General features: G+C 47.8%; 11 protein-coding genes. 5 read left to right on the forward strand and 6 right to left on the reverse strand.

From position 1 onward, the window contains the following. Positions 1 to 270 precede the first annotated feature (270 nt). Positions 271 to 954 carry a queuosine precursor transporter gene (locus tag MHI38_RS23550; RefSeq protein WP_154890919.1) on the forward strand — a complete coding sequence of 228 codons (684 nt, stop codon included), beginning with the start codon at positions 271 to 273 and terminating at the stop codon, positions 952 to 954. A 134-nt stretch (positions 955 to 1,088) separates the two neighbouring features. Then, positions 1,089 to 1,442: a hypothetical protein gene (locus tag MHI38_RS23555; RefSeq protein ID WP_154890920.1), complete on the forward strand. Its 354-nt coding sequence runs from the start codon at positions 1,089 to 1,091 to the stop codon at positions 1,440 to 1,442. 222 nt (positions 1,443 to 1,664) lie between these two features. Here the strand turns inward: MHI38_RS23555 and MHI38_RS23560 are convergent, their stop codons facing one another. Then, positions 1,665 to 2,753 (reverse strand): M24 family metallopeptidase, encoded by a 1,089-nt coding sequence (locus tag MHI38_RS23560; protein ID WP_154890921.1) that lies wholly within the window; start codon positions 2,751 to 2,753, stop codon positions 1,665 to 1,667. Positions 2,754 to 3,163: 410 nt separating this feature from the next. On the opposite strand from MHI38_RS23560, the gene MHI38_RS23565 reads away from it, so the two are divergent. After that, positions 3,164 to 4,372: a PQQ-dependent sugar dehydrogenase gene (locus tag MHI38_RS23565; protein WP_154890922.1), complete on the forward strand. Its 1,209-nt coding sequence runs from the start codon at positions 3,164 to 3,166 to the stop codon at positions 4,370 to 4,372. A gap of 786 nt (positions 4,373 to 5,158) precedes the next feature. On the opposite strand, the gene MHI38_RS23570 is transcribed toward MHI38_RS23565, so the two are convergent. Together MHI38_RS23570 and MHI38_RS23575 are read right to left on the reverse strand one after the other, a co-directional pair. Beyond that, the gene (locus MHI38_RS23570) at positions 5,159 to 5,893 is read right to left on the reverse strand and encodes an MBL fold metallo-hydrolase (RefSeq protein ID WP_341181760.1); all 735 of its coding nucleotides are present in this window, start codon (positions 5,891 to 5,893) and stop codon (positions 5,159 to 5,161) included. 140 nt (positions 5,894 to 6,033) lie between these two features. Beyond that, on the reverse strand, positions 6,034 to 6,588 hold the full coding sequence (locus MHI38_RS23575) for a hypothetical protein (protein WP_253496233.1): 555 nt from the start codon (positions 6,586 to 6,588) through the stop codon (positions 6,034 to 6,036). A gap of 168 nt (positions 6,589 to 6,756) precedes the next feature. Between MHI38_RS23575 and MHI38_RS23580 the strand changes: the two genes are divergently transcribed. Further along, positions 6,757 to 7,620 (forward strand): SDR family oxidoreductase, encoded by an 864-nt coding sequence (locus MHI38_RS23580; protein ID WP_308722261.1) that lies wholly within the window; start codon positions 6,757 to 6,759, stop codon positions 7,618 to 7,620. Positions 7,621 to 7,624: 4 nt separating this feature from the next. Here the strand turns inward: MHI38_RS23580 and thrS are convergent, their stop codons facing one another. The 3 genes from thrS to MHI38_RS23595 form a co-directional block, all read right to left on the reverse strand. Continuing rightward, positions 7,625 to 9,649: a threonine--tRNA ligase gene (thrS, locus tag MHI38_RS23585; RefSeq protein ID WP_308722260.1), complete on the reverse strand. Its 2,025-nt coding sequence runs from the start codon at positions 9,647 to 9,649 to the stop codon at positions 7,625 to 7,627. A 563-nt stretch (positions 9,650 to 10,212) separates the two neighbouring features. Next, a complete protein-coding gene (locus MHI38_RS23590) occupies positions 10,213 to 11,964 on the reverse strand; it encodes a sensor histidine kinase (protein WP_341181761.1) in 1,752 nt (583 codons plus the stop codon). Then, a complete protein-coding gene (locus MHI38_RS23595; protein WP_308722258.1) occupies positions 11,961 to 12,728 on the reverse strand; it encodes a response regulator transcription factor in 768 nt (255 codons plus the stop codon). The genes MHI38_RS23590 and MHI38_RS23595 overlap by 4 nt, the downstream gene beginning before the upstream one ends. Before the next feature lie 223 nt (positions 12,729 to 12,951). Between MHI38_RS23595 and MHI38_RS23600 the strand changes: the two genes are divergently transcribed. Further along, a complete protein-coding gene (locus MHI38_RS23600; protein ID WP_186809584.1) occupies positions 12,952 to 14,004 on the forward strand; it encodes a M23 family metallopeptidase in 1,053 nt (350 codons plus the stop codon). Positions 14,005 to 14,080: the final 76 nt, after the last annotated feature.

Consider the following 14,080-nt stretch of genomic DNA (forward strand, 5'->3'; position numbering starts at 1 on the left):
TTTTGCGTGTGGGATTGCACCAGAACGTGCAGATGGGGCACGAGTGGTGGGAGTCTTTTTTTCAATAGAGAAGGGGGATCGGGGTGATAGCGGGTATAGAGCGTGTGAGGATATATGTGTTGGGTTAACGGTGTTATGCAACGCTGGAGGGATTTAGTGCTGTTCAATGTTGCAGAAATGTGATAGAGTTATTCATGTTTTGGCGCTGCGCCAAACCGCGGTTCGTAACCATCCCGCGTAATCAAAACTAGGAAGGCAGTGTATGTATTCATGTTTAATTTGGTGTGGGGAGCGGTATTCGTTCTCGTGACGTATGGATTTTTTCTTCTATGTTATCGTCTGTTTGGCAAAAAAGGTCTGTATGCCTGGATCGGTGTAGCAACGGTCATTGCCAACATTCAGGTGACTAAAACGATAGACATTATGGGAATCGTCTTAACGCTAGGTAACACGATGTATGTGAGCATGTATCTGACCAGTGATCTTCTCAATGAAAAGTACGGGGCGGATGAGGCACGGAAGGCGGTATGGTTTGGATTTTTCACATTGATCATGACAACCGTTCTGATGCAGATGGTGTTATTCTTTAATGCGGCACCGACGGACTTTGCACAGGAATCCATGGAAAAATTATTTGGACTGTTGCCACGCCTGGCACTCGGCAGTCTGTCTGCGTATTTCATCAGTCAGTTTCTGGATGTGCGTTTGTTCAGTTGGCTACGTAAAATTGCACCAGGACGTAATCAGCTCTGGATTCGAACGAACGGTAGCTCGATTATCAGTTCCTTTGTAGATACGCTTGTATTCTGCACGGTTGCCTTTGTGTTTATCTATCCATGGGATGTGTGGCTGGAAATTTTCCTGACGACCTACCTGATCAAGTTTGTGCTGACTGCGGTTGGAACGCCGTTTCTGTATGCCGCACGTAACTTTAAATTGGAAGATGAAGCTTAAAATAGGATCGCCACTTCAAATCCCTCTGCGGAGCCACAGTTGCAATATGGACTCTGCAGGGGGATAATTTATACAACAGAATTTGTTTCCTGATAATATACGTCTACGATTACATAAGACAAGGGGGATTGAGCATGTATTCCACACTGCGCTACAAACTGGAGAGCAATGGCACAACCTATGAGAATGATAGCCTTAATGCCTCGGTATTTGTGGACTTGATTACGGATCTGGAATTGCATGATTTTGTCGTTCTGCAACCGTCAGAACGGGTAGAGGGAAGTATATATTTGCAGGCTGCTTCGCTTGAGGAACCGGGGCAAATGGTGGTAGAGACCCGTTTGCAGGAAGGTGAGAGCGGATTTCGGCATTACAGTTACACCACGGCAGATACAACCAAGGTGATTCAGTGGTTTTTGGATTACTGGGGCAAACAGGAGCTGCCTGAACTGGAGGATTGGCAGGATATAACCCATGAAATGGACTAACGAAGATGGAAGCTGATTGAGCATGGAATACAAAATGTACGCCTGACATAGCAACCCTCTGATCGATTCAGATCGCGATGGATGTGAACTCTAATAGACGCTGATCCCCATCGCAAGAATCAAAATCCCGCAAGCCAAGTTGTCATGGGTTGCGGGATTTTTTGTGCTAATTGAAGTTGCAGTTGTCTCATGTTTTGCGACTGCATACTTGCTACTTGCAGCTTAGTTTGTCAGGATTTGCAGTTCTTTGGGATACGTAGTAAGCACCTCTATGCCTGTCTCGGTTACAAGTACATCGTCCTCAATACGCACACCGCCAGCTGCGGTGTAAATACCCGGTTCAATGGTAAACACGGTTCCAGCCTGAAGCAGATCCATGTTCTCTCCATGCAGGGATGGATATTCATGCACATCAATGCCGAGTCCATGTCCGACACGGTGCATAAAACGCTCGCCGTATCCTGCATCAATCGTCACCTGACGAGCAGCGCGGTCAACGGATGCGCAGGTAATACCTGGTTTAACAACCTGTATCGCGGCTTCGTTGGCGGCAAGTACGGTATTATAGATGGTGCGAAGTTCAGGCGAGATGTCTCCGTAGGCAAAAGTACGCGTAATGTCCGACGCATATCCTCCAGCGTACACACCCATATCAAACATAAGCAAATCCCCGTGCTGCAGTTTGCGATCCCCAGGCGTACCATGCGGCAGGCCAGTTTTTGGTCCAGTCAGCACCATTGTATCGAAGGAGGGACCGTCGGCACCGAGTTTTTTCATCTGGTATTCCATCTCAGCAACCAGCTCGATCTCCGTTACACCTGCACGTACATGGGTAAGACCTTGTCGTAGCGTTTCTTCAATTATGTAGATGGCATGGCGAATACGAGTGACTTCTTCCTTTGTTTTGTTCACACGCAGTGCGCGTAGCAACGAACCAACATCTTCAAAACTTGCACCGCCGAGAGCGGAGTTTAGTTGCTCATAACGAGAGACGGTAACGTATTCTTTTTCCAAACCTACCCGGCCCAGCCGTCCTTGATATCGGTCAAACAGCGAGTAGGGATTATCTGTGTCCGAATGTGTAGCAATGTTGGATACAGTAGAAGCTGCCGCAGCGGCATCCGCGTCCAGTGCGGGCACAATCAGTAACGGGTCTTCACCGCGTGCCAGCATCAGGCCCATAAAACGTTCATGCGGATTGCTCGCATATCCCGTCAGATAATAAATATGTTTTGGATCTGTGATGAGCATGGCATCGAGTCCTTGCTTGGACAGATCGGATTCCAGTCTGGATAAAGGAGTTTGTTTCATATTAGTATATCCACCTTTCATATGTACGTTCTTTTAAATAACCAACGTGTTTTCTTAGCATTATAGCGTCTACTCCTTCTATTATAGAAGATGTTGAATAAATTCTAAACTGGCGGCGACTTTTGAGCCAAGGAATGCCTGTTTTTACCGTTTAGGGAAAGAGTGGCAAGGGTAATACAGGGCGAAACCGCTTTATCGGTGGGACGTTGGCTGAAGGAAAAGACGCATATATACTAGACATATAGAGACTTGTAACACACATACACGAAACAGGCACACAACGAGACACAATACAGACTTGCTATACAGTCACATGACACAGAGACACAGACGAGTCGGCATATAGAACAGTCACATGAAATAAAGACTCGCACATATTCAAAGAAGCTGAAAGGGGAGTTTAATCCGTTATGAACAATCGATTAACTGTGCCGCTCTATGCCTCATTGCTTAGCATGGCTCTGTTAACCGCATCCTGTGCTCCGGGCACCCCGACGTCAGATTCGCAACGGCTATCTCAAGGAGAAGGAACGGGTCAAGGACAGACGGCAACCGGAGGCAACGCTGAAACAGGTACTGAAGAGCGGGATGAGCAAGGGAATACAGTCGTTCCCTATCAGGCTTCCGTTCTGGTCGAGGGATTGAACGCACCTTGGGAGATGGTGACGGTTGCAGATGGACGAATGTTTGTGACCGAGCGCCCGGGCGTGATCCGAGTTATTACGAATGGAAAACTGGAGTCTGAGCCGCTGATTGAATTCGAGGCACCCTTTAACGAAGAAGGCGAAGGTGGATTGCTCGGGCTGGAGGCAGATCCGGACTTTGAGAGTAACGGTTATCTGTATGTGTATCACTCGTACTTGGAGGGACAGGATATTGCCAATCGCTTGCAGCGCCTGAAGGTGACGGATGGAAAAGCGGTAATCGACAAAGAGCTATTGACGGGCATTCCAGGCGGCGTGAATCACAACGGCGGACGAATCAAAATCGGACCGGATCAGCTGCTGTATATCACCACAGGCGAGCGTTATGAACCGGAACTGGCACAGAACCGGGATAGCCTTGGTGGAAAAATACTGCGCATCGGTCTCGATGGGTCGATCCCGTCAGATAACCCTTGGCCGAATTCCCCTGTATACAGTATGGGACATCGTAACGCTCAAGGGCTGGCATGGAATCCGGATAACGGGTATCTCTATGCGACCGAACACGGTCAGCGCAATCATGACGAGATTAACCGGATTGTTGCCGGGGAGAACTATGGCTGGCCCGAAGTAGAGGGCGACGACGATGATAACGGAACTTATCAGGCTCCGCTGGCGCATAGCGGGAATGATACCTGGGCGCCTTCGGGTGTAGCCTTCATTGCGGAAGGCCCGTGGGCGGGTTCATTAGTGGCTGCGAATCTGAGAGGGGAGCAGCTACTGCGGGTTGTATTGTCCGAAGACGGTACGAAGGTCGAGCAGGTGGTCCCTTTTTTCGAAGATGAATGGGGCCGTATACGTAATGTCACCGCCGGTGAAGACGGTAAACTGTATGTGCTAACGAACAATCGCGATGGCCGAGGCACACCGCGTGACGGGGATGATAAGTTGATCGTGCTTACGCCCGAAGGGTAGCGTTTATTTAGCTGGATTGGTTGGAATTCGGTGATCTGTAGATCGGGAAATGAGAGTGCAGTTAAAGTGGATTACAGAGTAAATGAGGGAACGTGCCAAATTGGGAGTTAGGAGTAAGGAAGTAAAGGGGAAGGAGTTGGGTGTCACAGGGGGACAGGAAAGGGTAGGGTTTTACAGACTGCTACACGCCGGGTGTATGGGTACTGACTCCGACTTTTATTTCTAACGATCACAGGCGAGCTTATTTGCTGGTTTTTGAGGGTTTGAGAATTTTAACGATCACCACAGACGTTATTTTGCTGAAAATGCGCATAATGGGGCGAAATCGTCACGAATTGGAGTAAATAAGCTCTCTGGTGATCGTTAGAAAATAAAACGTGGCGAATCAGGCCAAATAAGGCTTCTGATGATCGTTAGAATTTAGAATTTTGGCCGACTGCGGGGCATTGAATAGGCAGAAGGTAAATACTCATCTAAAGGTAGATAGAGGGTTTCGAACACTCGATATAGCTCTGCTGTGTTAGTTTACAAACGCATCCATCGCGATAAAATTCAAAAAAGCTGTCCCCGCCAGTATACAGACGAAGGACAGCTTTTGAATTACAGGGAATCTAGTTATGGCATTTAGATATGAGAGAACGCACAAACCAACTTAAAAAGTCAGTGTACCAATGTACACTGTGAGAAGGTTTTACGTTACTCAAATGCTACACAGTGTGCCGTACCCACAAATTATAATGCTTAAACGTTAACACTGTACGGCGGTGACGAAATGTAGCATGACACCTAAGCTTCCGAATTCTCAGCCAGTTCGGCGATGTGCTTTGCAGGCTCTTTTGTATATTTTCCGCCATGGTAGCAGAGAACTTGATCTACCGTTAGGCCGGTCAGCTTCTTCAGACTGCGCAGTGCTTCAGGCATGTCCGGCGTTGCTGGCGGCGCTGGGCCGACCAGTTCATCGTCGACGACTCGCAGTTCATCGGCAGCAAGCAGGAACTGTTGCTCCCTAAAATAAAAACACAGGTGGCCTGGCGTATGTCCCGGTGTATGAATGACCTGTGTTCCGCCTTGGAGCGGAAGGATGTCCCCGTCCGCAAGTGCTCTGCTGATGTTGATCTCAGGCAGTTGCATCAGCAATTGATCGGCCAAAGCCAGCACAGGGGCAGGTAGCATGGCACGGCGTTCCGGCGTGAATTTGATCAAAGGTTTTGCACCTGTCAAATAAGGAATTTCATCCGCATGAGCCCAAACTTCAAGTCCTGGAATAGCATCCAGCAGAGCACCCAGATTACCAATATGATCGATATCCTGATGTGTTACAATCACACGTTTAATGTCGGAGAGAGGGACGTTCAACTCTTCCAGTGCGGATTGAAGTTCGGCAAATTGGCCAATCATGCCCGTGTCAACCAGAGTGTACCCGTCTTCGTCTTGAAGAAGCACAGGATGAATAGGGCTGTTGCCCGAAGGTGTTGGAATGTTGAGTGTTAGCACTGTGATGGATGGTATAGGTTGGCTCATAAAATATCCGGATATGTGTCCGGAGCACCTCCTTATATGATTGTGTTTTTAATAAGGGACAGTAAACGCAGCTTGTACCTCGTTCATTTTCCCATGATGCATCAAGCAACGAGTAAGTAATTAATCACTTAATCACTTACTTACTCCTTATTCTGAACGTTCGGTTCATAGCTCAGATGTTTCCTATATTTTTTTACTGCATGTAAAATGGTTTCAAAGGTGTCCTCTTCATTGCTGCCGTCCTTCACGATTGTTACGAACGAGAAGTTCTCGTGAATTAATCTGTTCCTTGTCTGGAACGCCTGATGGAGCGCTATGCTGCATGGCTCTTTGCCAGCCTTCAAAGCAATATGTTGCTTACCCAGTTCGGACTCCAGCATCTCCATGTTGGAGCGTGCCCGGTAAGCAGGAGTTTTCATGAGCTGGGTCGAATTAAACTTTTTCTGATACGTCCGTTTGTAAAGCTGTAATAACATCTGTTCCATAATAGAGCATAACTCCATCGTTAGCGAAGCGTATCTCCGGTTTTTGCGTTTGCGGGTAAGCTCGCTTGACTGTTCTTCGTTCAGCCATTCGTATTCTTCATATATTGAGGAATCGTCATGGTTCAGAATATCGCGATATTCCTGTTCCAGCAGTTTAATCTCAAGCTTGGCGAGTTTCTTGACGTGTTTGAAATCCTCTTGGGTTAGCATACGACTTGTCCTCCCATGGGTACCGAGATGTAAATGGAGCACGATCTATTCATGAATGTTGCTGATCAGGTGATCGTTTCATTATCTCATATTCTGGAACATAATGCCTTAGCGCTTTCATTATAAAATAATTCACGGAACCTCCGGTTCAGAAGGGAAGGACACCTCATGTCCATTCAGACAGCCATCGTTACAGGAGCCAACTCAGGGATGGGACTGGCCACCACTATTGAACTTGCCAAGCAGGGGTATCACGTCATTATGGCCTGCCGCAGCGAAAAGAGAGGACAAGAGGCGCTTGAACAAGCCTTGCGTCAGTCCGGATCGACCAGTATCGAGCTGATGCTGTGTGATCTCGGTTCGCTGGACAGCATCCGTCAGTTTGCACGCCAGTACCGCGAGCGCTATAATCACCTGGACGTACTGGTGAATAATGCGGGCGTGGTGATGGTGAAGCGCAAAGAAACGTCAGATGGCTTCGAGCAGAGCATTGGCATTAATCACCTGGGTCACTTCCTGCTCACGTTGCTTCTCATTGAACCACTGAAAGCGGCTAAACAGGGTCGAATCGTAAATGTGTCTTCTGGGGCGTACAAAGCCGGTAAAATTCATTTTGATGATCCACATTTGCGAAAAGGCTATAATCCGATCAAAAGTTACGCCCAATCCAAGCTGGCTAACGTATTTTTCACCCGGGCGCTTGCTCGTAAGCTCGCGGGAACTTCCGTTACGACGAACTGTTTACATCCAGGTGCGGTAGGAACCAGCATCGGAGTGGATCGCAACACCGGATTTGGCACCCGCATCATGGCACTTGCAGCCAAGTTGCCGTTTTTCTTGACACCAGAGGAAGGGGCCCGGACTGCAATCTACTTGGCAACAAGTCCAGATGTCACCGGGGTGACTGGGCGATACTTTTATCAGCAGAAGGAGCAGCGCTTGAAAGAGCATGCTTTGGATGAGGCGGCTGCCGAGCAGTTATGGACGTGGAGCGAAGAACAGGTTGGTTTGCAACCTGACGAGAGGTTATAACCTCTTATACCTGTCCGAGCACAATTTTATTCATCACCGCGTGTTGAATCATCTGGACAAAAGCATCGATGTGTTGCATGCCTTGATCTCCCTGACCGTATGCCCGGACAGAGGCGGATGAGGCATTTTTCTCTTGTTCACCAAGTACGAGCGAATAAGGGACTTTTTCCATTTGGGCTTCCCGAATCTTATAGCCTAGCTTCTCGCTGCGTAGATCAGTTTCCACACGGATACCCGCTGCCCGTAGCTTACTTTGCACCTCAAGTGCATAGTCGGCATAATGATCCGATACGGGAATCAGCTTAACCTGCATAGGAGCCAGCCAGAGTGGAAACGCACCTGCATAGTGCTCAGTCAAAATGCCGATAAAACGGTCAATCGAGCCATAGATTGCTCTATGAATCACGACTGGGCGGTGTCTCAGACCGCCTTCACCGATATAAGTAAGATCGAATTTCTCCGGCATCTGAAAATCAAGCTGTATCGTTCCGCACTGCCAGCTTCGCTTCAGCGCATCAAGAATATGAAAGTCGATCTTCGGCCCGTAAAAGGCGCCGTCGCCTTCGTTAATGCGATATTCCACACCGCGGGCGTCTAACACATTGCGTAACGCCTGTTCCGCCTGATCCCACAATTCTTCCGAGCCCATGGAATCTTCGGGGCGTGTGGAGAGCTCGATTTTATAATCGAAGCCAAAAATATCGTACATCCGTCCAATCAGGGAGATGGCCCGATTAATCTCGTCTTCAATCTGTTCAGGCATCACATAGAGATGGGCATCGTCCTGACAGAACGTCCGCACCCGCATCATACCATTCAGGGCTCCTGAGAATTCATGACGGTGAACCTGACCGAATTCCATCATGCGAATCGGCAATTCGCGATAGGAATGCAGTGTGTTTTTGAAAATCAGCATATGTCCTGGGCAATTCATTGGTTTTAAGGCAAATGTAGCGTCATCCACGTCCGCAAAGTACATGTTATCCTTGTAATGCTCCCAGTGACCTGACTGTTCCCACAGGCGGTTGTTCATCATGAGCGGAGTACGAACCTCCTGGTACCCTTCCTGCAATTGCAGTTCCCGTGAAAATTGCTCCAGCTCTGTACGAACTGTCATGCCTTTGGGTAGATAGAAGGGCATGCCAGGCGCTTCCTCAGAGAACATAAATAGCTCCAGCTCTTTGCCAAGCTTGCGGTGATCCCTCTTTTTCGCCTCTTCCAGCATGTGAAGATGTTCCTGCAACTGGGCCTTGTTCGGAAAAGCAGTGCCATAGATACGCTGCATCATTTTGTTGTCGGAATTTCCGCGCCAGTAGGCACCAGCGACATTCAGCAGTTTAAACGCTTTGATTCGGCCAGTGGATGTGAGATGTGGCCCGCGGCACAAGTCGAAAAACTCACCCTGCTCATAAATCGAAAGTTCAGCGTCTTCTGGCAGATCACGAATAAGTTCCAGCTTGTAAGGGTCATGGATGGCTTCGAATCGCTCCAAGGCTTGCACCCGACTAACCACTTTGCGGCGGATGGGCCAATTTTCCTGAATAATCTTGTTCATTTCCCGCTCGATGGCATCTAGGTCACTGATGGAGAGGGACTGCTCCAGATCGACATCATAGTAAAATCCATCTTCAATGACCGGACCGATACCCAGCTTCACGTGATCTGCGCCATATAATCGTTTCAATGCCTGTGCCAGCACATGTGCTGTGCTGTGACGATATCGGTGCAGACCTTCCTCGCTATCGAGTGTAACAATGATGAGTTCGCAGTCCTGCTCCAGTTTTTCGCTCAGATCGACATTCTGGCCATTCACGATCCCACCGATCGCCTGTTTACCAAGACTTGTGCTAATCGAAGAGGCAACTTCGCCTACAGTGATGCCTGCTTTGTAACTACGTACAGCACCGCCTTGCAACTGGACTTCAATCTTTTCAATCGACGATTTGGCTGCCAACGACTCAGACACTTCTGCGTGCTGATCACCCAAGGATAAATGCTCGCTTGCATACTCATGTTTTTCTTGACTCATGTGAACCACTCTCCCATATTTTTTGTGTTGGAAGCGCAAAAAACACCCGTCCCGGAGAAGGGACGAGTGCGCTTGGCTCGTGGTTCCACCCTAATTTGGTTATGCTGCATTCTGCTCTCGGCCAGCCGCCGCAAACAGAACCATCATAACCCTCATTGGAATCCGTTAACGGGGATCAGGCGGTGAACTCTACTGACCGTACGAGTAACTATCTTACGAAATCATCGATTGGAGTAATCTATTGAGATGATCTGCGCAAGTTCTGTACATCGTCGGAGGTTCGAGACCACGGCTACAGAGGGGTAACTTGAATTCGTTCGCTGAAGAAGGTTTCACCAATCCCTTCTCTCTCTGGGCAGCACGCAATGCAAATCATGTCTCTGGTCATCGCTAAATATGAAGGATGCAACGAGCTGAATAACACAGGGATATTTCAGATCCGTTGATCCTGTAGTGTGTAGAATTTAATGTAATCATTGGAACAGGTGTTACTTGAGAACCGATTATATAGACTGAAAATGGAAAGGTCAAGTGGAATGTTCAAATGCAGGCTAGCCCATTTCTTATGCATTTTGCATCCAGATTAATCGAATCGTTGTTCCTTCTCCAGGTGTGGAAGACACTTCAATTCGACCTTTCATTGCCTCGATTAAACCTCTGGTGACAGCCATGCCGAGTCCTGATCCAACATCACTTGTTCCCGTATCTGTACCACGGTAATACCGTTCAAATAGCTTCCACACGGTTTCGGGGCTCATGCCTCGTCCATTATCGGCAAACTCGATTGTAAATTCACCGTCACGTTCACCGGCCTCGACACGAACAACGAGGACAGACTCGGATGGGTTGTGCAGCAGAGCATTAGCGGTGAGATTATCTACAATCCGTTCAAAAGAAGGAACGTGTACTAGCCCATAGACAGGCGCGTCTGCAGATTGAAAGACAATACGTCCTTCACCGTACGCAGGGTTGCGCTCGGCTCGCTGCACGAGATTACGAAGTAGCGTATTTACGTCATTTCGTTCAACCTCAGGTTGATATCCTCCACTCCGCAACCGATAGGTCATCGCAAGATCGTTCACAAGTCTGTCCATATACATGGATTTGTCGATCATGATGCCTGCGAATTCTCGAACTTCTTCAGCCGTCCAGGTGTATTTGTCCGTTTCCAGCATATGCGCGTATCCCTGAATGGAGGAAAGAGGTGTCTTGAGATCATGCGTGATGCCAGCGATCCATTCCTCTCGAAGGGAATCCGTTTGTTTCCGTAGTTCCTCATCCTGCTTGAGTGTATGGGACAAAGCTTGCATGGAGTGGAGTACGTCGCCATACACTTGGTATTTACGTTTCCATTTTCCATTGCGGCGTTGGCTCCGCGGAATACCTGCTGCCCCGGTTGGTTCCTCATACTGTCCTTTCTCCAGACGTTGCAACCACTGAAGCATGTGCAGCATCGGAGCACCGAATCGATTAGCGTACCATAAAGCGAGTAAAATCAGCAGCGCAACGATGGACAAGATCAGGACGATTAGCGCCGGTTCAAGAATAAAAGCGTATGGATTCTGTTTCTCAACGACAGTTGAATCAATCCGTACACTTACCATCCAGGTCGTTTCGTTTTGGTTATCGTACCATGTGGCGACCGATATGCCTGAACGATTCGGGTAACGAACTTGGAGAACGAGATCCTGAATACTGTACTGGTTCGGCACGCCTACGGCCGGTTTGTTATAAGAGTCGATTTCTTTTCCATAAGGGTCCAATATTTGGATGTAGGCATCTGCTTTGCGAATCGTTTCTTGCTCCGCAGGTTTCACAGTCAGTTTGCCGCCCTCATACGACAGCTTTGGACGGATCTCATCAAGTAAGGATTTGGCCGCATTTCGCTCTCCGTATAACAACGTAAAATATTTCCCGTCCTTCTCCCGGATCAGCATGGATAGCTGATAGGGGAATGGTTTATTAGCTTCCCAGTAGGCGATTAATTCTCCTGGTTTGTAGTGGTCTGGTACATCGGACGGGACATGATAATCGTCGATGACATAGCCCTTTTCATCCAGAACCTGAAGCCAGCCATGATTTTTATCCACCTGCTTGAGCAGATCGGGATCGTATCGTATCGTGTTATCCGGCAGGATCTCGGCGGTATTAATAAGTTGATCCAATCCGTTGTTTGCAAAGTCATCAACCAGATCCACTTCATTCACTTTCTGCAAAACCCAGATGGTAGCGATTGATCCTAGCAAAATAATCAGAATGACCGTGCCAGTGAGCATACCAATGAAGCGAGTTAATAACTTACGGCGAATACTCATGTCTGTGACAGGTTGCTAGGCTGGATCAGCTTGTACCCCAAACCGCGCACATTAACAAGAAAAGCCGGATTGGAAGGATCTTTTTCAATGCGTTCCCGAATGCGGTGGATATGCACCATAACGGTGTTATCGTCGCTAATGGCTTCTGAACCCCACACCCGTTCATACAGTTCAGACTTGGTGAAGATTCGGTTCGGATGTTTGCAGAAGAAGAGAAGCAACTGGAACACCAGTGCCGGGCAGGTCACTGCCTGTCCTTCAACGCGAAGCTCCCCAGCCAATTCGAATACTTGGAATCGTCCAAAATCATAAATGCCTTGTGATAGGTCAGAAGATGACGTATTTACGTGTGATAAAATGTTTTGTTGTTGCTGCAAAACGACTGTCTTGGAAGGCAAATAGCGATTAAGCAACGATTTAATTCTTGCAACAACTTCCAGCGGGTTAAACGGTTTGACGACATAATCATCACCGCCAACGGCAAATCCGGTCAGTTTGTCATAGTCCGTTGTTTTGGCGGTTAGAAACAGGATAGGGGCATCTGTGACCTGCCTTAGGAAAGGGCAGATTTCCAAGCCGCTTTTCCCTGGAAGCATAATATCAAGCACGATACAATGATACGTTTTGTTGTTGCATGCTTCGAGCGCTGCTTCACCTGTCGTGACCGTATCAATATCGAGAAACTTTTCTTTGAGCAGTACGGTTTTGAGCATATGTAAAATCGCTTGTTCATCATCAACAAGCAGTAGTGAGACATGATCCATGATGTAATGCTAACCTCCTTCTTAACTCTCTTTCTTGGTATATTGCCCATCATAACATTCTTGAGACCAATTGGAAGATAGGTTGCCTTAACAGAAGCTTAATTATAAAGCTTAGGTAGGGCGGTAAATTTAACTAGATGTAAGTGAAGGTTAGACAAACCATAAGACTCATGATGTAGATTTGAGGTAAGTAAGAAAAGATAATCAGAAAGGGTGTTGAATGATGAATAGGAAATGGAAACTACTCCTTCTAACCGTGACAGCATGTGCTGTACTCTCTGCTTGTACAAGTAACAAAGTTACCTCCGATGAAGCTGAGCAGGCTGAGAAGCAAGCTACAGAGCAGGTGAAGGATCAAAAGGATAACGGTGACACTTCAAGCAAAGAACAAAATGATGGTTCGACAGCTCAACAGGTAACACCAGATAATCTCATGGATACATTGACGAAGGGCTCCAAAGATGCCATTTATAATCAGTTTACTCCTGACATGAAGCAAGCTGTTTCCTTGGAAGATTTCAAGGCGTCTGCTGACAGCTTTTTGAAAGGAGTGAAGTCGTGGAAGCAGGTGGTAGATTCTGAGATGAATGGTTTGACGGAACATGCGTGGACAGACGATTCAGGGACCAAGGGGATCCTCGCCTATTTTACAGAAGATCATCAGATTGCCGGATTAAGCATTACTCCACTGGAACCACATCCCGATACAGATAACAAGCTGACCAAGACTGAGTTTCAGTTCCCGATGAAAGGAGAGATGTATGTCTTCTGGGGAGGTCATAGTGTTATGGAAAATTATCATTACGAGCATGAAACACAGCGCTATGCACTCGATATTGTTCAGACGAAAGACGGGGCGAGTTATCAGGGCGATGCCAAGGATAATGCCAACTATTATGCGTTTGGTCAGCCGCTCTATGCTGCTGCGGATGGTACGGTAGTTGAGATCAAGAACGATATTGCGGATAACGTGCCTGGCGTGATGAATCCGAAAGAGCCTGCGGGTAATTATGTGGTTATCGATCATGGCAATAAAGAATACAGTATCACGGGCCATATCAAAAAAGGCAGTGTAGCGGTGAAAAAAGGAGATAAAGTCAAGCAGGGGGATCACATCGGGGATTTAGGTAATTCGGGCAACTCCAGTGAAGCTCACTTGCACTTCCAGGTATCCGATGGTCCAGACCTGTTCACGTCACGTTCCCTCAATATTCGCTGGGCCGATCAGAGCCAGGAGTTGACACGGGGGAATACGGTTCAGGGACTGCCGGAGTAAGCGGGTAAGTCGGCACTATTGTTGGATAACGCTTGTTGTGTAGGTATGGATATTCTACATGCTGTACGCCAGCTTC

Source organism: Paenibacillus sp. FSL K6-1558 (assembly GCF_038002565.1).
GTDB classification, from domain to species: Bacteria; Bacillota; Bacilli; order Paenibacillales; family Paenibacillaceae; genus Paenibacillus; species Paenibacillus polysaccharolyticus.